The 20774-nt window shown below is 70.3% G+C and carries 19 protein-coding genes; 12 read left to right on the forward strand and 7 right to left on the reverse strand.

Translation table 11 applies throughout. The features are described from left to right. Positions 1-191: 191 nt before the first annotated feature. The 3 genes from ABD679_RS09390 to groES all read right to left on the reverse strand — a co-directional run bounded on the left by ABD679_RS09390 (position 192) and on the right by groES (position 2986). Positions 192-737, reverse strand: coding sequence for an ECF-type sigma factor (locus ABD679_RS09390; RefSeq protein ID WP_344759719.1), 546 nt, complete (start codon positions 735-737; stop codon positions 192-194). Positions 738-923: 186 nt separating this feature from the next. Continuing rightward, positions 924-2564 (reverse strand): chaperonin GroEL, encoded by a 1641-nt coding sequence (gene groL / locus ABD679_RS09395; RefSeq protein WP_344759720.1) that lies wholly within the window; start codon positions 2562-2564, stop codon positions 924-926. A 134-nt stretch (positions 2565-2698) separates the two neighbouring features. Beyond that, a complete protein-coding gene (gene groES / locus ABD679_RS09400; protein ID WP_344759721.1) occupies positions 2699-2986 on the reverse strand; it encodes a co-chaperone GroES in 288 nt (95 codons plus the stop codon). A 280-nt stretch (positions 2987-3266) separates the two neighbouring features. Between groES and cutA the strand changes: the two genes are divergently transcribed. From cutA to fis, 9 genes are all read left to right on the forward strand, one after another. Further along, the gene (gene cutA / locus ABD679_RS09405; protein WP_344759722.1) at positions 3267-3617 is read left to right on the forward strand and encodes a divalent-cation tolerance protein CutA; all 351 of its coding nucleotides are present in this window, start codon (positions 3267-3269) and stop codon (positions 3615-3617) included. Beyond that, the gene (locus ABD679_RS09410) at positions 3614-6064 is read left to right on the forward strand and encodes a protein-disulfide reductase DsbD (RefSeq protein WP_344759723.1); all 2451 of its coding nucleotides are present in this window, start codon (positions 3614-3616) and stop codon (positions 6062-6064) included. Before cutA ends, ABD679_RS09410 begins: the two co-directional genes overlap by 4 nt. Before the next feature lie 13 nt (positions 6065-6077). After that, on the forward strand, positions 6078-6674 hold the full coding sequence (locus ABD679_RS09415; RefSeq protein WP_344759724.1) for a TlpA disulfide reductase family protein: 597 nt from the start codon (positions 6078-6080) through the stop codon (positions 6672-6674). Positions 6675-6836: 162 nt separating this feature from the next. Continuing rightward, positions 6837-7298 (forward strand): type II 3-dehydroquinate dehydratase, encoded by a 462-nt coding sequence (aroQ, locus tag ABD679_RS09420; protein WP_344759725.1) that lies wholly within the window; start codon positions 6837-6839, stop codon positions 7296-7298. A 69-nt stretch (positions 7299-7367) separates the two neighbouring features. Beyond that, a complete protein-coding gene (gene accB / locus ABD679_RS09425; protein WP_344759726.1) occupies positions 7368-7853 on the forward strand; it encodes an acetyl-CoA carboxylase biotin carboxyl carrier protein in 486 nt (161 codons plus the stop codon). 146 nt (positions 7854-7999) lie between these two features. After that, positions 8000-9367 carry an acetyl-CoA carboxylase biotin carboxylase subunit gene (gene accC / locus ABD679_RS09430; protein WP_344759727.1) on the forward strand — a complete coding sequence of 456 codons (1368 nt, stop codon included), beginning with the start codon at positions 8000-8002 and terminating at the stop codon, positions 9365-9367. Between the two features lie 77 nt (positions 9368-9444). Then, positions 9445-10365: a 50S ribosomal protein L11 methyltransferase gene (prmA, locus tag ABD679_RS09435; protein WP_344759728.1), complete on the forward strand. Its 921-nt coding sequence runs from the start codon at positions 9445-9447 to the stop codon at positions 10363-10365. A gap of 109 nt (positions 10366-10474) precedes the next feature. Then, entirely contained in the window at positions 10475-11620 is a 1146-nt protein-coding gene (locus ABD679_RS09440; protein ID WP_344759729.1) for a DUF3426 domain-containing protein, read from the forward strand. Between the two features lie 120 nt (positions 11621-11740). Continuing rightward, on the forward strand, positions 11741-12010 hold the full coding sequence (gene fis / locus ABD679_RS09445) for a DNA-binding transcriptional regulator Fis (RefSeq protein ID WP_344759730.1): 270 nt from the start codon (positions 11741-11743) through the stop codon (positions 12008-12010). 231 nt (positions 12011-12241) lie between these two features. Here fis and ABD679_RS09450 read toward each other — a convergent pair whose 3' ends face one another. Beyond that, the gene (locus ABD679_RS09450; RefSeq protein WP_344759731.1) at positions 12242-12832 is read right to left on the reverse strand and encodes a hypothetical protein; all 591 of its coding nucleotides are present in this window, start codon (positions 12830-12832) and stop codon (positions 12242-12244) included. Between the two features lie 103 nt (positions 12833-12935). Between ABD679_RS09450 and purH the strand changes: the two genes are divergently transcribed. The 3 genes from purH to ABD679_RS09465 all read left to right on the forward strand — a co-directional run bounded on the left by purH (position 12936) and on the right by ABD679_RS09465 (position 18199). Next, positions 12936-14519: a bifunctional phosphoribosylaminoimidazolecarboxamide formyltransferase/IMP cyclohydrolase gene (gene purH / locus ABD679_RS09455; RefSeq protein ID WP_344759732.1), complete on the forward strand. Its 1584-nt coding sequence runs from the start codon at positions 12936-12938 to the stop codon at positions 14517-14519. A 304-nt stretch (positions 14520-14823) separates the two neighbouring features. Then, complete coding sequence (gene purD, locus ABD679_RS09460) at positions 14824-16146, forward strand: phosphoribosylamine--glycine ligase (protein WP_344759733.1); 1323 nt, start codon at positions 14824-14826, stop codon at positions 16144-16146. Between the two features lie 151 nt (positions 16147-16297). Continuing rightward, positions 16298-18199: an MFS transporter gene (locus ABD679_RS09465; RefSeq protein WP_344759734.1), complete on the forward strand. Its 1902-nt coding sequence runs from the start codon at positions 16298-16300 to the stop codon at positions 18197-18199. 98 nt (positions 18200-18297) lie between these two features. Here ABD679_RS09465 and ABD679_RS09470 read toward each other — a convergent pair whose 3' ends face one another. The 3 genes from ABD679_RS09470 to erpA all read right to left on the reverse strand — a co-directional run bounded on the left by ABD679_RS09470 (position 18298) and on the right by erpA (position 20759). Further along, entirely contained in the window at positions 18298-19215 is a 918-nt protein-coding gene (locus ABD679_RS09470) for a hypothetical protein (protein WP_344759735.1), read from the reverse strand. A 67-nt stretch (positions 19216-19282) separates the two neighbouring features. Continuing rightward, positions 19283-20212, reverse strand: coding sequence for an NAD(+) diphosphatase (gene nudC / locus ABD679_RS09475; RefSeq protein ID WP_344759736.1), 930 nt, complete (start codon positions 20210-20212; stop codon positions 19283-19285). A gap of 169 nt (positions 20213-20381) precedes the next feature. Next, positions 20382-20759 (reverse strand): iron-sulfur cluster insertion protein ErpA, encoded by a 378-nt coding sequence (gene erpA / locus ABD679_RS09480; protein WP_344759737.1) that lies wholly within the window; start codon positions 20757-20759, stop codon positions 20382-20384. Between the last annotated feature and the right edge of the window lie 15 nt (positions 20760-20774).

Below are 20774 nucleotides of genomic sequence, written 5' to 3' on the forward strand. Positions count from 1 at the left end.
GCGCCGCGTCCCGCTCGCCTTCGGGCAACTCAAGCAGTTCTTCCGTCAACGCCAGTGCGGCCTGCCAGGCCGGGGAGTCACCGGAGCCGGGAGGAGTCGTCATGCGGACCTCGATCCATGTCCTGCGCCGTCCCTCGGTGGACGACGCACATGTCCATACATTCGCAGCACCGGCGGGAACGGGGCCAATGTCACGCCATCATGACCTGCAGTGCCGCACGGGCGGCGGCCCATTCGCGCCTGAGCGTACGCTCGGAGCGGCCGAGCAGCTGCGCCAGCTCGGTGTAGTCCAGGCCTGCGAAAAAGCGCAGTTCCACCAGCTCGCGGCGCGCGGGATCGAGTGCGCCCAGTTGCTCCAGCGCCCCGTCCAGCGCCAGCAGCTGGTCGGACCTGAGCTCCTGCGGCAGGCCGTCGTCCAGCTCGACCCGCACCAGGTTGCCCCCCCGGCGGTCGGCCTGCGAACGCCGCGCGCGGTCCATCATGATCCAGCGCATCGTCTGCGCCGCGACGACGAAGAAATGCTTGCGATTCTCCAGCGACAGCGTGCCATCGCCGGCGCACAGCCGCAGGTATGCCTCGTTGACCAGCGCAGTAGGCGTCAGCGTCTGCTGCCCGCCGCGCAGCTGGCTGCGGGCGATCTTGCGCAGCTCGTCATAAAGCAGTCCATAGGCCTCCGACAGCCCGCCCGCATCACCCGCGGACGCCCTCTGCAGCAGCACCGTGATTTCCCCGGTCATCCATGTACTCACCCTTCCCCGATGCCCGAATTATGACCCGTGTCGCAGAACCAGGTAAATTCCGGCCGCGACTGCGTACCTGGCAGCCCGTTGCATGTGGACGGGCCTGCCCCCGCCTTCCACGAAAAAGCCCCCGCATCGCTGCGGGGGCTTTCGTGTCGCGGTGTAGTGCGTAGACGGCGGGTATCAGAACCCCATCCCGCCCATGTCGCCCATGCCGCCGCCCGGCGGCATTGCCGGTTCTTCCTTCTTTGGCAGCTCGGCCACCATCGCCTCGGTGGTGATCATCAGGCCGGCGATCGAGGCCGCGTTCTGCAGCGCCGAACGGGTGACCTTGGTCGGGTCCAGGATGCCGAACTCGATCATGTCGCCGAATTCGCCGTTGGCGGCGTTGTAGCCGAAGTTGTCCTTGCCGTCCTTGACCTTGTTGAGGATGACGGAGGGCTCTTCGCCGGCGTTGGTGACGATCTCGCGCAGCGGCGCTTCCATCGCGCGCAGGGCGATCTGGATGCCGTGGTTCTGGTCTTCGTTGGCACCCTTGAGGTCGCCGATGGTCTGCAGCGCGCGCACCAGGGCCACGCCGCCGCCCGGGACCACGCCCTCTTCCACCGCCGCACGCGTGGCGTGCAGGGCGTCTTCGACGCGGGCCTTCTTTTCCTTCATCTCGATCTCGGTCGAGGCGCCGACCTTGATCACCGCCACGCCGCCGGCCAGCTTGGCCACGCGCTCCTGCAGCTTCTCGCGGTCGTAGTCGGAGGAGGTTTCCTCGATCTGCGCCTTGATCTGCTTGATGCGGCCTTCGATGCCGGAGGTGTCGCCGGCGCCGTCGATGATGGTGGTGTTCTCCTTGGAGACCTGCACCTTCTTCGCGCGGCCGAGGTCCTTGATCGTCGCCTTCTCGAGCGACAGGCCCACTTCCTCGGAAATCACGGTGCCGCCGGTCAGGATGGCCATGTCTTCCAGCATCGCCTTGCGGCGGTCGCCGAAGCCCGGGGCCTTGACCGCGCAGACCTTGACGATGCCGCGGATGGTGTTGACCACCAGGGTCGCCAGCGCCTCGCCTTCGACCTCTTCGGCCACGATCAGCAGCGGCTTGCCGGCCTTGGCCACGCCTTCGAGGACGGGCAGCAGGTCGCGCACGTTGGAGATCTTCTTGTCGTGCAGCAGGATGAAGGGGTCGTCCAGCTCGGCCGACATCGACTGCTGGTTGTTGATGAAGTACGGCGACAGGTAGCCGCGGTCGAACTGCATGCCCTCGACCACGTCGAGCTCGTTGTCCAGGCCCGAGCCTTCCTCGACCGTGATCACGCCTTCCTTGCCGACCTTCTTCATCGCGTCGGCGATGATGTTGCCGATCGACTCGTCGGAGTTGGCCGAGATGGTGCCGACCTGGGCGATCGCCTTGTCGTCGGCGGTGGGCTTGGAGAGCTTCTTGAGCTCTTCGACGGCGGCCTTGACGGCCTGGTCGATGCCGCGCTTGAGGTCCATCGGGTTCATGCCGGCGGCGACGGCCTTGGAGCCCTCGCGGATGAAGGCCTGGGCCAGCACGGTAGCGGTGGTGGTGCCGTCGCCGGCGTTGTCGGAGGTCTTGGACGCGACTTCCTTCACCATCTGCGCGCCCATGTTCTCGAACTTGTCGGCCAGCTCGATCTCCTTGGCGACGGACACGCCGTCCTTGGTGATCGTCGGGGCGCCGTAGCTCTTCTCGAGCACGACGTTGCGGCCCTTCGGGCCGAGGGTCGCCTTGACGGCGTTGGCGAGCACGTTGACGCCGCGCACCATCTTGGCGCGCGCGTCCTCACCGAAGCGGATTTCTTTTGCGGACATGGTGGAACTCCGGAAATTGGAAATGGGGAATGGAAAATCGATGGATCAAGGGCGGGGGAGCGGGCCTGGGGCGGGATCGGTGCAGATGACCTGCTTCAACGATTCCCCATTCCCGGTTCCCCGCGCGGGTCGCCTCAGGCGAGCACCGCCAGGATGTCGTCCTCGCGCACGATCTTGTATTCGACGCCTTCGAGCTTGTAGGCGCTGCCCGAGTACTGGCCGTAGATGACCTTGTCGCCGACCTTGACCTTGGGCGCGCGCAGCTGGCCGTTGTCCAGCGCCTTGCCTTCACCGATGGCGACCACTTCACCCTTGGTCGGCTTTTCCTTGGCGTTGTCCGGGATGACGATGCCGCCGGCGGTCACTTCGTCGGCTTCGATCGGCTTGACGACCACGCGGTCGTAGAGCGGCTTGAGATTCATTGCAACCCTCGCAAGTGATTGATTAATTTATGAAAACAGCTGGATCTGGGCGCGGATTCTAGCAGTCGCCAAAGACGAGTGCCAAACGCCGCGGACGAGAAAGCCCGGCGAACCGGGTTGCACGGGAGATGGGGGGGCCGGCAGGGCTTTCAAGAGGCAGGCGACGAAAATTTTCGCGGCCGGTCGGCGGATGGCCGGCCCGGCCCGTGTTCCACCTGCCGGACACGCGCAGGGCAACCGTGGAACAGTCCGCACCGGGGCCGGCCCGTACAATCGGGGTATGCCCCAAGCCGTCATCGCATTCTGCACCTGCCCCGACGCCGCCACCGCCTCGCGCATCGCCGAAGCGCTGGTCGGCGAGCGCCTGGCCGCCTGCGTGAGCGTGCTGCCCGGCGTGCTGTCGGTGTACCGCTGGCAGGGCGCGGTGGAGCGCGCCAACGAGGTGCAGTTGCTGGTCAAGACCGTGGCCGCGCGCATGCCCGCGCTGGCCGAGCGCATCGCCGCGCTGCACCCCTACGAAACCCCGGAACTGGTCGCGATCGAAGCCGCGTCCGGACTGCCGGCCTACCTGGACTGGATCGGCGCCGAAACCGCGCCCGATGCCGGCCGACAGGAGCCTCCGAAGACGTGATCCCGAAGTCGTTCGCATCCCGCTGGCCGCGCCTGGCGGCCACCTTCGCCCTGTGCCTGCTCGCCGCCGCGCCCGCGCTGGCCGCCATCCACGAGGACGACCTGCTGCCGGTGGACGAGGCTTTCGTGCTCAGCGCGAACGCCACGTCCGCCGATCGCATCGCGGTCGAATGGAAGATCGCCGACGGCTACTACCTGTACCGGCACCGTGCCAAGGCCGTCGCCACCGACGGCAGCCGGCTGGGTGCGCTCGACCTGCCGCACGGTGAGCCGCACGAAGACGAGTTCTTCGGCCGCGTGGAAACCTTCCGCGGACGCATGGCCGGCAGCGTGCCGGTCGAAGCCGCCGACGGCGGCCAGGTGGTACTGAAGATCAGCTACCAGGGCTGCGCGGACGCCGGCGTGTGCTATCCGCCGCAGTCGCGGACGCTGACCGTCGCGATGCCGGCCGGCGCCGCGGCCGCGGGGAGCACGGATGATGCGGCCGACACCGGCTTTGCGGCACTGGGCACGTCCCTGGGCCAGCCGCGCGGCGGCGGTTCGCTGGCTGGCGGTGCCGACGCTCTGCCGCTGCCGCCCGAACAGGCCTTCGGCTTTGACGCCATCGCCGACGGCGGAAACGCGCTGCTGCTGCGCTTCACCCCGGCGCCGGGCTATTACCTGTATCGCGACAACACCACGCTGGCGCTGGAAGCCGACGGGATCGCGCTCGAAAAGCCGCGCTGGCCGCAGGGCAAGCTGCACCGCGACGAACACTTCGGCCAGGTGGTGGTGTATTTCGACCAGATCGAGGTGCCGCTGCCGCTGCGGCGCACGAACACGCAGGCACAAAAGGTCACGCTGACCGTGACCTTCCAGGGCTGCCAGGACGAGGGGATCTGCTATCCGCCGATGACGCGGCGGGTGGCGGTTTCGCTGCCGGGGGCGGACGTATCCTCCTCCGCGGGAGCGGCGACCAACGAACCCACCCCGGCCCTGCCCTTGAAGGGGAAGCAGCAAAACCCCGCGGCGCCGGATACCGCTGCCGCAACTGCCGTCAAACCCTCCCCTTCAAGGGAAGGGTTGGGTGGTGATGGGTTTCCCGCGGACGCGAGCGGCGACGGAAACCCCGCCAGCCAGGCCACGGCAACCACCACCGCCAGTGACGACCTCGCCGAAGACACCCGCCTGGCCGCCGCGCTCACCGGTTCGGGCCGCTGGCTGACCCTGCTGTGGTTCTTCCTCGGCGGCCTCGGGTTGGCGTTCACGCCCTGCGTGCTGCCGATGATCCCGATCCTGTCGGGCCTGATCGCCGGCGCGGGCACGCGGCTGGGCACGCGGCGCGCGCTGTGGCTGTCGTTTGTCTACGTGCTGGCCAACGCGCTGGTGTTCACCGTGGCCGGCGTCATCGCCGGGCTGGTCGGCGCCAACCTGCAGGCCGCGTTCCAGGTGCCGTGGGTGATCGCGCTGTTCGCGCTGCTGTTCGTGGCGCTGGCACTGTCGTCGTTCGGGCTCTACGAGCTGCAGCTGCCGGCGGCGCTGCGCTCGAAGCTGGGCAGCGTCAGCGACCGCCAGCGCGGCGGTTCGCTCATGGGCGTGGCGGCGATGGGCGCGCTGTCGGCGCTGATCGTCGGCCCCTGCGTGGCGCCGCCGCTGGCCGCGGCGGTGCTGTACATCAGCCAGAGCCACGACCCGGCGTTCGGCGGGCTGGCGCTGTTCCTGCTGGCGATGGGCATGGGCCTGCCGCTGCTGGCCTTCGGCGCGGCCGCAGGACGCGGGATGCCGACCAGCGGGCCATGGATGACCGGCGTGCAGCGCGTATTCGGCTTCGTGTTCCTGGCGCTGGCGGCGTGGATGCTGTCGCGGATCGTGCCCGGGCCGGTGACGCTGGCGCTGTTCGGCGTGATCGCGCTGGCCGCGGCGGCGTGGGCGTGGGGCGGCGCGCGCAGCGAGGACGGACGGATGCGGTGGTTCGCCCGCTTCGCCGGGCTGCTGCTGGCGGTGATCGGCATGGCGGAGCTGTTCGGCGCGCTGGCCGGCAGCCGCAACCCGCTGCAGCCGCTGGCGGGCTTCGGCGGCGGGCAGGCGACGCAGGCCGAACTGGCCTTCCGCACGATCAAGTCCAGCGAAGACCTCGACCGCGAACTGGCCGCCGCGCAGGCCGCAGGCAAGCCGCTGATGTTCGACTTCTATGCCGACTGGTGCGTGTCGTGCAAGGAAATGGAGGCCTACACCTTCACCGACCCGTCGGTGCAGGCGGCGCTCGCGGACTTCGTCCTGCTCAAGGCCGACGTCACCGCCAACGACGAAGTCGACCAGAAGCTGATGCAGCGCTTCGGCATCATCGGCCCGCCGGCGACGCTGTTCTTCCACGACTCGCCGGACGAGCGCCGCGGACTGCGCCTGGTGGGCTTCGAGAAGGCCGCGCCGTTCGTCGAGCGCGTGCAGCGCGCGGCAGCCGCCCCGTGACGGGCGCGCGGCCATGAACTCCACGACGAAGATCATGCTGGTGGCGCTGGCCGCCGGCACGCTGGGGGTCGTCGCCAGCCTGGTGATGAACGGCCCCGGCCCGCTGCTGGGCACCGAGGCGGGACAGCGGGTGGTGCAGGAGGCCTACCGGGCCAGTGCGCCCGAGCCGCCCGCGGGTATTGCGGTCGCCGGGCGCGGCGACCGGCTCCCGGCATTCACCGTGCCCGGCCTCGACGGCGGGCCGGTGGACGTTTCCACGGCCTGGACCGGCAAATCGCTGCTGATCAACGTCTGGGCGAGCTGGTGCGGCCCCTGCATCGAGGAAATGCCGGAACTGCAGCGATTCCACGCCGAACAGGGCAACAACGGCGTGCAGGTGGTCGGCATCGCGCTGGATGATGCGGACGCGGTGCGCGACTTCCTGCGGCGGGTGCCGGTGGACTATCCGATCCTGGTCGACGCCGCCGGCCCGGCCGATGCCGGCGTGCGCCTGGGCAACCCCAAGGGCGTGCTGCCCTACTCGGTGCTGGTGTCGGCCGACGGCGTGCTGCTCAAGCAGCGGATCGGGCCCTTCGCGCATGGCGAGATCGACGACTGGGCGCGCCAGTAGCCTCTTACTGGACTTCGGGAGCGGCTATGGCCGTTCCCACGGAAGCTGTTGAGCCAAAACTCAAACACGCGCTTAAATCGGGTTAATGCCGGAAACTTCGGCGATCTGGACAGCATCGGCCGCTTCGCGCAGACTGGCCGCCCGATTCGCCCTGCGTCCCCGATGGCCAAGCTGCTGGTCCTGCACGGTCCCAACCTCAACCTGCTCGGCACGCGCGAGCCGGAGGTCTACGGGCGCACGACGCTGGCGGAAATCGACGCCGACCTGCAGGCCCGGGCGCTGGAAAAGGGCCTTGAACTGGCCAGTTTCCAGTCCAATGCCGAACACGCCCTGGTCGACCGCGTCCAGGCCGCCCGCGACGACGGCACCGACTTCATCCTGATCAACCCCGCCGGCTTCACCCACACCTCGGTCGCCCTGCGCGACGCGCTGGCGGCGGTGGCGATTCCCTTCATCGAAATCCACCTGTCCAACCCGCACGCCCGCGAGCCGTTCCGCCGCCAGAGCTACTTCAGCGACCTGGCCGTCGGCGTGGTCTGCGGCTTTGGCGCGCTGGGCTACGGGCTGGCGCTGGTCGCCGCGACCCGGCAGCTGGACGACCGCAATCGCGGCGGCGCCGGATAACCGCGCGCGACCGCATCCGAAACATGGTCCGCCGCCGCGGACCGCCACGACAAACCACGAGAGGCCTCCATGGACCTGCGCAAGATCAAGAAACTCATCGACCTGCTCGAGGAATCCAACCTCGCCGAAATCGAGATCAAGGAGGGCGAGGAGTCCGTGCGCCTGGCGCGCACGCCATCCGGCGGTGCGCCGGTCACCTATGCCGCGCCCGCCATGGCCGCACCGGCGCAGCAGGCGCCGTCGCAGGTGATGCCGATGCAGTCCCCGGTCGACGCCGCCACCGGTGGCCGCCCGGCCGAGGGCGGCTCCGCCCTGCCCGACGGCCACGTCGTGCGCGCGCCGATGGTCGGCACCTTCTACGCCTCCCCCGCCCCGGACAAGCCGGCCTTCGTCAGCGTCGGCCAGGCGGTCAAGGCCGGCGAGACGCTGGGCATCATCGAGGCGATGAAGATGTTCAACCCGATCGAGGCCGAAGTCGCCGGCACCGTGCTCGCCATCCAGTGCGAGAGCGGACAGCCGGTTGAATTCGACCAGCCGCTGTTCGTGATCGGCTGAAATGAGCGGGACTCGGGACCCCGGACTCGGGACTCGGCAAGAGCAACGGCAGAAGCTTCGGTTCCGGCTTCTGGGCCCTGCTTTTGCCGGGCCCCGGGTCCCGGGTACCGGGTCCCGGAATACCTCCAGGAATCCCGGAACTCCCCATGCTCGATAAAGTCGTCATCGCCAACCGCGGCGAAATCGCGCTGCGCATCCTGCGCGCGTGCCACGCCCTGGGCATCCGCACGGTCGCGGTGCACTCCACCGTCGACCGCAACCTCAAGCACGTGGCGATGGCCGACGAGTCGGTGTGCATCGGCCCGGCGCCGTCGGCCGAGAGCTACCTCAACATGGCCTCGATCATCGCCGCGGCCGAGGTCACCGACGCGCAGGCCATCCACCCCGGCTACGGCTTCCTCAGCGAGAACGCGGATTTCGCCGAGCGCGTGGAGCAGTCGGGCTTCGTCTTCATCGGCCCGAAGGCCGAGACCATCCGCCTGATGGGCGACAAGGTCGAGGCGATCCGCGCGATGAAGGCCGCGGGCGTGCCCTGCGTGCCGGGCAGCGGCGGACCGCTGGGCGACGACATCGACGAGAACATCCGCATCGCCGCGGAAATCGGCTATCCGGTGATCGTCAAGGCCGCCGGCGGCGGCGGTGGCCGCGGCATGCGCGTGGTGCATACCGAAGCTGCGCTGGCCAACGCCGTGTCCACCACCAAGTCCGAGGCCAAGGCCGCGTTCGGCAACGACATGGTGTACATGGAGAAGTTCCTCGAGAACCCGCGCCACGTCGAGATCCAGGTGCTGGCCGACGGCCAGGGCAACGCGATCCACCTGGGCGAACGCGACTGCTCGATGCAGCGCCGCCACCAGAAGGTGGTGGAGGAAGCACCCGCGCCGGGCATCACCGACGAACAGCGCGCGCAGATCGGCAAGGTCTGCACCGAGGCCTGCGTGCGCATCGGCTACCGCGGCGCCGGCACGTTCGAATTCCTGTACGAGAACGGCCGCTTCTACTTCATCGAAATGAACACCCGCGTGCAGGTCGAGCACCCGGTCACCGAAATGGTCACCGGCATCGACCTGGTGCGCGAGCAGCTGCTGGTCGCGGCCGGGCAGAAGCTGACCATCCGGCAGAGCGACGTGGTGCTGCGCGGCCACGCCATCGAATGCCGCATCAACGCCGAGGACCCGGAGACCTTCATGCCCTCGCCGGGCCTGATCCAGCACTTCCACGCCCCCGGCGGCCCCGGCGTGCGCGTGGACTCGCACATCTACGAAGGCTACCGCGTGCCGCCGAACTACGACTCGATGATCGGCAAGCTGATCGTCCACGGCGCCGACCGCGAGCAGGCGATCTGCCGCATGCGCGTGGCGCTGTCGGAGATGGTGGTCGACGGCATCAAGACCAACATCCCGCTGCAACAGCGCATCCTCGCCGACGGCGGCTTCAGCGATGGCGGGCAGAACATCCACTACCTGGAGAAGCGGCTGGCCGAGCGCAGGGACAAGGCGCTGTCGATCGGCTGACATCGCCCTTGCCTTCTCAGGGGAGTGAGCTGAACGCTCGCGGCTGAAGCCGCTCCTACAGGATTCACGACGCCGCCATGCCTTTCCTCGAACTCACCGTCCCCTGCCGCGAATCCGAACAGCCGCGCTACGAGCACGCGCTGGAGGACGTCGGCGCGCTGGCGGTGACAATGCTCGATGCCAACGCGGATACCGACAACGAGCACGCGATCCTCGAGCCGGGCGTCGGGCAGACGCCGCTGTGGGATGCGATCACGCTGACCGCGCTGTTCCCGCACGATGCCGACGCGCTGCTGCTGCTCGCCGCGCTCGAAGCCTTCGACCCGGCGCTCGACTGGTCGCAGGCTGCATTCCGCAACGTCGAGGACCAGGACTGGGAGCGCGCGTGGATGGACCAGTACGCGCCGCTGCGCTTCGGCGCGTGTACCTGGATCGTGCCCTGGAACCACGACCTTCCGGCCGAAGCCGATGCGCCCGACGCCGCTGTGGTGCGACTCGACCCGGGCCTGGCGTTCGGCTCCGGCACGCACCCGACCACGTCGCTGTGCCTGCAGTGGCTCGACGCACTGGCCGAGGGCGGCGAACTGCGGGGCCGCGAGGTGCTGGATTTCGGCTGCGGCAGCGGCATCCTCGCACTGGCGGCCCTCAAGCTCGGGGCCGCGCGCGCGGTCGGCGTCGACAACGACCCGCAGGCGCTCACCGCCACGCACGACAACGCGCAGCGCAACGGCGTGGGCGATGCGCTCGCGGTGTTCCTGCCCGATGAAGAACCCGTGGCCACGTATCCGGTCGTCGTTGCCAACATCCTCGCCTCGGCGCTCGACGCCCTGGCAGACACCCTCGCCGCGCGCGTCGCGCCGGGCGGGCGGATCGCGCTGTCGGGCATCCTCGACGGCCAGCAGGCGCCGCTGCTGCAGCGCTACGGCGCGTGGTTCGACGACCTGCAGGTGGCGGTCGAGGGCGACTGGGTCCGCATCGACGGCGTGCGCCGCGGCTGAGCCGCGCGCCTGCACGGCACGCGCAACGACGACACCGTCACGGAACCGCGCGAACGCGCCCATCCACGCGCGCACGGCCACCGCCGCCTCGTGATTGAATAGGCGCGCCATGTTCATCAACTGCCCGTTCTGCAAGTCCCTGGTTGCCACCGACCCGGCGACCGACCTGCCGCCGGAGCGCTGCCCGCGCTGCGCCGCGAGGCTGGACGAGCTTCCGACGGACACCGCCTCTTCGCCATCGCCGGCGCTGTACGACACCGGCGGCGCGCCCGTGAAACCGGAGTTCGACCTGCTCGAAGTCCCCACGCCGGACACCCTGGCCGCCGCGGCGGCGCCGGCGCTGCCTGCCTCCGGCCTCGCGACGCAGATCCACGAGGCCGTCGCGCCGGCGCCGATCGCACCGATCGCGACCATGCTGCGTCCGCGCGCGCCGGGACCGGAGGCTGCGCCGGAAGCGGAGCCGGAAGCGCCCGCTCCGGCGGCGACAGGGGACGCATCCCCGCTCGCCGCCGAAGCCGCGCCCACACCGGCCGCGCAGCCCTTCGCCCCCGTCCCGGCCACGCCACCCACGCCCGCCGAACTGGACGAAGCAGCCGACACGGACACGCCTGGCGACGCCGAAACCGCCGTCCAGCCGGTGGCGGACGCGACCACCGGGACCGATGCGCCGCACGCCACGGACGCGGCCGATTCGCCCGTGCAAACAACACCGGACCCCGCGCCGGCCACCGCGCCTGCCGCAACCCGCGCACTGCCGAGCTTCGCGCGCAGGCGCCGCCGCGGCGCGTCCGGCTTCGGCTGGAAATCCGGCGCCGCGATCGCGGGCCTGGCGCTGCTGCTCGTGCTGCAGTTGCTGCTCGCCGATCGGGTGAACCTGGCCAGCGACGCGCGCTGGCGGCCGCTGCTGGCGAATGTCTGCGGCGTGTTCGGCTGTTCGCTGCCGCCGTGGCGCGAGCCGGGCGCGTTCAGCGTGCTTGCGCGCGACGTGCGCCCGCATCCTTCCACGCCCGGCGTGCTGCGCGTCACCGCGACGTTCCGCAACGACGCACGCTGGTCGCAGCCGTGGCCGCGCGTGCGCCTGACGCTGTCGGACGTCAACGGCCGCGCCGTGGCCGCGCGCGATTTCGACGCCGGCGACTATCTCGGCGAGGCACCGGCACAGGCCGAACTGCGCAGCGGACAGAGCGCGTCGATCGCCATGGACGTGCTCGAACCGGCCGCGCGCAGCGTCGCCTTCGACTTCGAACTGCACTGAAACAGCCACGGCGCGCGCCGATGGCCGGCGCGCCATCGCATTGGCGCACGCGACGGCAGCGCGCTAGACTCCATCTCCCCGTCGCCCGCCGTCGGGCTTGCATCACCGGGGACACCCTCCTTGAACGCCGACCGTTCCGACAACGCCAGCCGCAGCGGTGCCCGCGCGCCGCTGCGCGAGCACGTCGCGAACTCCGTGCGCCGCTACATCGGCGACCTCGACGGCTGCGACGTCAACAACCTCTACGAGATCGCGCTGCGCGAACTGGAAATCCCGCTGTTCGTCGAGGTGCTCAACCACTGCGACGGCAACCAGAGCCGCGCCGCGGCGATGCTCGGCATCCACCGCGCCACGCTGCGCCGCAAGCTGCGCGAGTACGGCCTGGCCTGAACGCCCTGGTGTGAGCGGCTTCAGCCGCGAGCTTTCCCGATACGGGTACTCCACGCAAGGAGCGTGCGGGGGAAATTTGGGGACGCCTGCAGGAGTGGCTTCAACCGCGAGCGTCATGCCGGGTTTGCAGGAGCGACGGAAGTCGCGACCGGGGTTCGCGGGGAAAGCCTTCGCGACTTCCCTCGCTCCTGCACAAGCAAAAGCTCGCGACTGAAGCCGTTCCCACAAGGCTCAACCCGGCATCAACGTCCAGTACAGCGCGTAGAACGCGACCCAGGCGATCCACCAGACCCGCCGCACCACTGCGTCGCCGAACCGCGACGCCGCCCAGCGCGCGATGCCGCGCGCGAGCAGCGCCACCGCCACGAAGCGCGCGCCGCGCGCGACCACGCTGCAGGCGATGAACAGCGGCAGTCCCAGCCCGGCCGACACCGCCTGCGCCGCGTACAGCTTGTACGGCGCGCCGCTGAATCCGCCCACCAGCAGGCCCAGCCCGCCCAGGTCGTGCAGCTGTGCCTGCACGCGCGCCACCAGTCCCGGTCCGATCGCCGGCAGCCGTTCGAACAGCGCCAGCAGCGCCGCCTCGTGGCGTTCACCGGCCAGGTAGACCGCCACGCCGCCGACCAGCGCGCCCGCCAGCGCGAACGCGCAACCGCGCAGCGCCGCGCGCCATGACGACAGCGCCAGGCGACTGATCCACACGTCGGGCACGACGAAGAACACGCAGGCCTCGGCCAGCCCCCACAGCGCCGCCAGCGCCTGCGCGCGCCATCCCTCCGGCCATTTTCGCGGCCGTGGCCGGGGTGGGCCAGCTGGCGGCATGCGACATTCTCCGTGTTCGTTGCGCGGCGCATCGGCTCCGGGCCGCGACGTGCGCCGCCGATGCTCTCGTACAATACCGTCCCCGCCGCAACGCCTCCCCGCCATGCCCGCACATTCGCCCGCCGCGCCGGTGAAGATCACCCGCGCCCTGCTGTCCGTTTCCGACAAGACCAGCCTGGTCGAGCTGGCAAGCGCCCTCGCCGCGCGCGGCGTCGAACTGCTGTCCACCGGGGGCACCGCGAAGGCGATCCGCGATGCCGGCCTGCCGGTGCGCGACGTGTCCGAGGCGACCGGTTTCCCGGAAATGATGGACGGCCGGGTCAAGACCCTGCATCCGGTGGTGCACGGCGGCCTGCTCGGCCGCGCCGGCACCGACGACGCGGTGATGGCGCAGCACGGCATCGCACCGATCGACCTGCTGGTGCTCAACCTGTATCCGTTCGAGAAGGTCTCCGCCGACCCGGCGAGCACGATGGACGAGATCGTCGAGAACATCGACATCGGCGGTCCCGCGATGCTGCGTTCGGCGGCGAAGAACTTCGCCCGCGTCGCGGTCGCGACCGATCCGGTGCAGTACGCCGGCATCCTCGAAGAACTCGACGCCAATGACGGCGCGCTGTCGGCGAAGACGCGCTTCGCGCTGTCGGTGGCCGCGTTCAACCGCGTCGCGCAGTACGACGCCTGCATCAGCGACTATCTGTCGTCGCTCGGCGAAGACGGCACGCGCAACCTGTTCCCGGGGCAGGCCAACGGCAGCTTCGTCAAGGTCGCCGACCTGCGCTACGGCGAGAACCCGCACCAGCGCGGCGCGTTCTACCGCGACCTGCATCCCGTGCCCGGCACGCTGGCCACGTTCGCGCAGCTGCAGGGCAAGGAGCTGAGCTACAACAACCTCGCCGACGCCGATGCCGCCTGGGAGTGCGTGCGCCAGTTCGACGCGCCTGCCTGCGTGATCGTCAAGCACGCCAATCCCTGCGGCGTGGCGACGGGCGCGGCCTGCGGCGATGCCTACGAGCTGGCCTACGCCACCGACCCGACGTCCGCGTTCGGCGGCATCCTCGCCTTCAACACCACGCTCGACGCCGCGACCACGAAGGCGATCCTCGACCGCCAGTTCGTCGAGGTACTGATCGCGCCGGACTACGAACCCGCGGCGCTCGATTACGCGAAAAAGAAGGCGAACGTGCGCGTGCTTCGGATCCCGCATGGCGACGGCCGCAACAACGTCGACGTCAAGCGCGTCGGCTCCGGCCTGCTGATGCAGGACAGCGACAACCGGGAAGTGTCGCGCGACGAACTCAAGGTGGTGACCCGGCGCGCGCCGGACCCGGCTGAACTCGACACCCTGCTGTTCGCCTGGCGGGTGGCCAAGTTCGTCAAGTCCAACGCGATCGTCTACGCGAAGGACCAGCGCACCATCGGCATCGGCGCCGGGCAGATGAGCCGCGTGGTCAGCGCGAAGATCGCCGGGCTCAAGGCCGACGAAGCAGGGCTGGTGGTGCCGGGCTCGGTGATGGCCAGCGATGCGTTCTTCCCGTTCCGCGACGGCATCGACGCCGCGGCCGCGGCCGGCATCCGCGCGGTGATCCAGCCCGGTGGCTCGATGCGCGACAAGGAAGTGATCGCCGCGGCCGACGAGCACGACATGGCGATGGTGTTCACCGGCGTCCGACATTTCAGGCATTGATTCCGGCTGCGCCGGCATCAATCCCAAAGTTTGCCTTGCAAACTTCGGGCCCCGCCCACGCGGCCACACCCCATTCGCGCCTGCGGCGCGAATCGCCCCCTGACTCAGGGGGCTAAACTTCCCCGATCGACGGCCACGGCATGGCGATGACGTTCACCGGCGTCCGACATTCCCGGCGTTGACCGTTTGTTCCATTGCGCCGCCCTTGTAGGAGCGGCTTCAGCCGCGAGCTCCAAACTTGGCCGTTCGTGGAAAAACTCGCGGCTGAAGCCGCTCCTACACTGATTTGCAAGGAGATCCACGCATGAAGATCCTCGTCATCGGCGCCGGCGGACGCGAGCACGCCCTGGCATGGAAGCTCGCGCAGTCGCCGTGCGTGGACGAGGTGATCGTCGCGCCCGGCAATGCCGGCACCGCGGTCGAGGACAAGTGCCGCAATGCGGACGTGGCCGCCACCGACATCGACGGCCTGCTGGCGCTGGCCCGCAATGAGGGCATTGCGCTCACGGTGGTCGGGCCGGAAGGGCCGCTGGTCGCCGGCGTGGTCGACCGCTTCCGCGAGGCAGGCCTGCGCATTTTCGGGCCCACCGCCGCGGCCGCGCAGCTGGAGGGCAGCAAGGCCTTCGCCAAGGATTTCCTCGCCCGCCACGGCATCCCAACCGCGCACTACGCGGTGCATACGCACGTCGAGGAGGCGCTGGAGTACATCCGCGACCATTTCGAGAAGAGCGGCGGCACGCCGATCGTCATCAAGGCCGACGGCCTGGCCGCGGGCAAGGGCGTGATCGTGGCGATGACCGAGGCCGAAGCCGAGGCCGCGGTGACCGACATGCTCGCCGACTATGCGTTCGGCGCCGCCGGCGCGCGGGTGGTGATCGAGGAATACCTCGACGGCGAGGAGGCCAGCTTCATCGCCATGGTCGACGGCCGCTTCGCGCTGCCGATGGCGACCTCGCAGGACCACAAGCGCGTCGGCGACGGCGACACCGGCCCGAATACCGGCGGCATGGGCGCCTATTCGCCGGCACCGGTGGTCACGCCCGAGGTCGAGCAGCGCATCCTGCGCGAGATCGTCGCACCCACCGTACGCGGCATGGCGGCCGACGGCATGCCGTTCACCGGCTTCCTCTACGCCGGCCTGATGATCGACAGGACCGGTGCGCCCAAGGTGATCGAGTTCAATGTGCGCTTCGGCGATCCGGAGACGCAGCCGATCCTGATGCGGCTGCGCTCGGACCTGGTCGAGCACATCGAGGACGCCATCGACGGCCACCTCGACCGCAGCCGCGCGCTGTGGGACCCGCGCCCGTCGCTGGGCGTGGTGATGGCCGCCGAGGGTTACCCCGGCAAGCCGCGCACCGGCAACATGATCAACACCTGGGACGTGCCCGACGTGGACGATACCCGTGTGTTCCACGCCGGCACCCGGCTCGACGGCGACCGCGTGGTCACCGCCGGCGGCCGCGTGCTGTGCGTGTGCGCGCTGGGCGACACCGTGGCCGACGCGCAGAAGCGCGCCTACTCGGAAGTCGCCGGCATCTCCTGGCCGGGCGAGTTCCACCGCCACGACATCGGCTGGCGCGCGATCGAACGCGAGCAGCGCACGCGGGATGGGTTGAGGGCTTGAGCCAACGGCGAAACCCGTCACGCGGATTGCACCGGCGCACCACGGCCGTCGAAGGTAAGGCCCGCGGCTGAAGTCGCTCCCGCGGGGCCTGGCGCATCCGCATGAACGCGCGGCTCTGCTAGGCTCGCGCGGTTGCCACCGGGACCCTCGCATGTCGGGCCATAGCCAGTTCCAGCTGCTGCGGCAGCGCCGCTTCCTGCCGTTCTTCGCGACCCAGTGCTTCGGCGCGTTCAACGACAACGTCTACCGGCAGGCGATCATCGGGATGCTGTTCTGGCTGGGCGTGAGCGCCGAGCAGAAGACGCTGTACGCCACGCTCGCGCCGGCGATCTTCATCCTGCCGTACTTCCTGTTCTCGGCGCTGGCCGGGCAGTTCGCCGAGCGCACCGAGAAGGCGACGCTGATCCGCATCACCACGGCGATGGAGATCGCGATCATGACGCTGGCGGCGGTGGGCTTCGCGACCACCAACATGACCGTGCTGCTGGTGGCGCTGTTCCTGACCGGGGTGCAGTCGACGCTGTTCGGGCCGGTGAAGTATTCGATCCTACCGGCGGTGCTGCATCCGCGCGAGCTGACCGGCGGCAACGGGCTGGTCGAGATGGGCACGTCGCTCTCGATCCTGCTGGGCATGGTGCTGGGCGGGTCGATCTTCGCCATGGCCGGCGACGGCGGGCCGTGGGCGGCCGGCGGCATCATCATCGCGCTGGCCGTCACCGGGCACCTGGTCAGCCGCGCGATCCCGCCGGCCGGCGCCGGCGCGCCGGGGCTGAAGGTCAACTGGAACCCGATCCCCGAGTCGATCGCCGTGCTGCGGCTGGCGCGCAAGCTGCTGGCGGTGCGCAACGCCATCCTGGGCGTGTCGTGGTTCTGGTTCGTCGGCACGGTGCTGACCAGCCAGCTGCCGGCGTACGCCGAGGTCTACCTGGGCGGCTCGGCGACGCTGTACATCCTGGCGCTGGCGCTGTTCTCGGTCGGCACCGGCGTGGGCTCGATGCTGTGCGAGAAGCTGTCGGCGCGCACGGTGGAGATCGGGCTGGTGCCGCTGGGTGCGTTCGGGATGACCGCCTTCATGCTCGACCTGGCGCTGTCGCGCACCGGCGCGGCAACGGTGGCGGGACTGGACGTGGCCGGCTTCCTGCAGCAGCCCGGCGCGTGGCGCACGGTGGCCGACCTGGTCGGCATCGGCCTGTTCACCGGCTTCTTCGTGGTGCCGCTGTTCGCGCTGATCCAGTCGCGCACGCCCAAGTCGGAGATGTCGCGGGTGTTCGCGGCGCTGAACATCCAGAACTCGGGCTTCATCGTGCTGGCCTCGCTGTCGGCACTGGCGGTGCAGCGCTGGCTGGGCTGGACGATCCCGCAGGTGTTCCTGGCGCTGGCGGTGGCCAACGCGCTGGTGGCGATCTGGATCTTCGCGATCGTGCCGGAATTCCTGATGCGGTTCCTGAGCTGGGTGCTGGTGCACACGCTCTACCGGCTGCGCACGCGCGGCATCGACAACGTGCCCGAAGACGGCCCGGCGCTGGTCGTGTGCAACCACGTCAGCTACATGGACGCGCTGCTCCTGGCGGCCAGCATCCCGCGGCCGGTGCGCTTCGTGATGGACCACCGGATCTTCAACATCCCGGGGCTGCACTGGATCTTCCGCACCGGCAAGGCGATCCCGATTGCCGGCGCGCGCGAGGACGGCGCGCTGATGGAGCAGGCGTTCGACGCCATCGACGCGGCGCTGGCCGACGGCGGGATCGTCGGCATCTTCCCGGAGGGGCGGCTGACCGGCGACGGGCAGATCGCCGCCTTCAAGTCGGGCGTCGAGCGCATCCTCGCCCGCGCGCAGGCCGCCGGGCGCCCGGTGCCGGTGGTCCCGCTGGCGCTGCGCGGCATGTGGGCGAGCATGTGGAGCCGCCGCGACGGCCGCCGCGGACGGATGCGCGTGCCGCGCCGCTTCCGCGCGCACGTGGAGGTCGTGGCGGGCGAGCCCGTGACCGGCGCCGGCGTCACCGCGGAAACGCTGGAAGCGGAAGTCCGCGCGCTGCGCGGCGGCGAGGCATAGCAACCGCTGTTTGTGGGAGCGGCCATGGTCGCGATGGGATGCGGTGGGAGTCCATCGCGGCCATGGCCGCTCCCACAAGACTCCCACGGGAGTTGCTTCTAGCTCACCCAGCCGGCGACCACGAACAGCGCCAGCACCGCCATCCACACCAGCAGGATGCGCCAGGCCAGGCTCATGGCGTCGCGCAGTTCGGGCAGCTCGGGGGCACTGGGGGCAAGCGCGCCGCCGGTGGCCATCGCGACGCCCGATTCGGTCTCGTCGTCCACCTCCGCGGCCAGCTCGCTGCGCACGCAGGCACGGGCGGCGGCGTCCAGGAAGCCGGCGTCGAGGACGAACGACGCGCCGCCGTTCTCCCGCCACGCACCGAACACGGCGTCGAAGTTGCCGACCAGCGCCATCGCCAGGGTCATCAGCTGCGCCACCGGCCAGTCGAGTACCGCCAGCAGGGTGCGCGCGCCGGCGACGGTGCCGGCCGGCAGCAGGTGGGTGTCGCGGCCTTCGGCGGCCAGCGCGGCGAGGCGGTACAGCAGCGCGCCGACCGGCCCCAGCAGCAGGAACCAGAACAGCACGCCAAACCAGCGCCGCCTGGCGTTGCGGAACACCGCGCCGACCAGCGCGCCGCCGCCCAGCGACACCGGTTCGCCGGGCGGCCACAGGCGTGCGGCCGCGTCGTGGCGCTCGACCGGGTCGGTCGCCGCGGCGATGGCGTCGACGTCGACGTCCAGGTCGCGCGGGCCCCACGCGTAGAACAGCGCCGCGATGCCGAACACCAGCGCCGGCAGGCCGTACACCGAATCGCGCAGCGCCAGCTGGAACAGCACCACCACCAGCAGCGGCGGCACCAGCGCCAGGGCGACGCCGAAGGGGCCACGCCAGAAGCCGTCGCCGGGGAAGCGGCCGTCCAGCCAGCGCATCCACTGCCCGAACCAGCCGTACTGGCGCACGGCCACGGCGAGCGGCGGCACGAGATGGCCAAGGACGAGGGCGACGACGACGGCGAGCAGGGTCGTGAACATCGCCCGAGTTTAATGCAGCCTCCGCGCCGCCGGCATGACGCGCCGCGGCGGCGTGTCGCGCGGAGCCTCAGCGCGCGGCGGCCATCGTCGCGTGCCAGTGCTCGACCAGCCAGCGCGAGATCGAGATCGACGGCGACAGCAGCAGTCCGCCTTCGGGCGACACACCGCGGAGCGCGGCATCGATTTCTTCGAAGCTGAACCAGCGCGCGTCTTCCAGCTCATCGCCGACCTGCGGCTCGTCCGGCTCGGCCTCGGCAAGGAAACCGAGCATCAGCGACGACGGGAACGGCCACGGCTGCGACGCCAGGTAGCGGCAGCGGCGGACGCGCACCCCGCTCTCCTCGAATACCTCGCGCGCGACGGTCTGCTCCAGCGATTCGCCCGGCTCGACGAAGCCGGCGAGCGTCGAATAGCGGTGCGGCGGCCAGCCGGGATTGCGGCCGAGCAGCAGGCGCGCGCCGTCGGTGACGGCAACGATCATCGCCGGGTCGGTGCGCGGGTAGTGTTCGAGCCGGCAGCGCGGGCACCAGCCGAGCCAGCCGGCGCGTCGGTACTCGAGCGCGGTGCCGCAGGCGCCGCAGTGGCGGTGCCGCGCCTGCCAGTGCAGCAGCGCGCGCGCCTGCGCGAACGCGGTGGCCTCGAACGCCGGCCAAGCGGCCGCGGCGCTGCGCAGGTCGATCCAGCCGGACGCGTCGATCGCGACCGCGTCGGCGCGCACGGCGAACCACGCTTGCGTGCCGCGCAGGCCGAGGAACAGCGCCGCCGCGGCCGGGCCGGCGGCGGCGGCGCCGGCCGGCGCAAGGTCCATGCCGTGCAGCACCAGCGGCGCGCCGGCCGCATCGGCGGCCGCGCGGCCTTCGGCGTCGACCACCACCACGCGCGCCTGTGGCCAGCGCCGCGCGAGCAGGTCGGCGTCGTCGCGCAGGTGCTCGGCGCGGTCCAGGGGGGATTCGACGAAGGCGAACGCCGGTGGGCGTTCGACGGGGGACGATGTCATTCGCGCGGGCCGGTCATCGTGCGGGTCGCCATTGTCCCATTGTGGACACGGCGATGAGATCTTCCGCAGGAGCGACGGAAGTCGCGACCGGGTTTGCGGGGAAGGCCGTCGCGACTTCCGTCGCGCCTGCGAATGCGGATACGGACGCGGATGTGCCGCGCCGCCGCACCTAGACGGTGAAGCTGCTCCCGCAGCCGCAGGTCGACTTCGCGTTCGGGTTGCGGATGGTGAACTGCGCGCCATGCAGGCTCTCGACGTAGTCGACCGCCGCTCCCATCAGGTATTGCAGGCTCAGCGGGTCGACCAGCAGCACCACGCCGTCGGTGTCGATGGCCAGGTCGTCCTCGCCCTGCTGCTCGTCGAACTCGAAGCCGTACTGGAAGCCCGAACAGCCGCCGCCCTGGATGTAGACGCGCAGCTTCAGCGCCGGGTTGCCCTCCTCGGCGATCAGCTCGCGGACCTTGGCGGCCGCGGCGGGGGTGAAGTCGAGCGGGCGCTGCAGCGACTGGTAGCCGGGCTCGGCGCCGTGGGCGGCATTGATGTCCATGGCCACAGGATGGGG

This window comes from Luteimonas lutimaris (assembly GCF_039537065.1).
Lineage (GTDB): Bacteria > Pseudomonadota > Gammaproteobacteria > Xanthomonadales > Xanthomonadaceae > Luteimonas > Luteimonas lutimaris.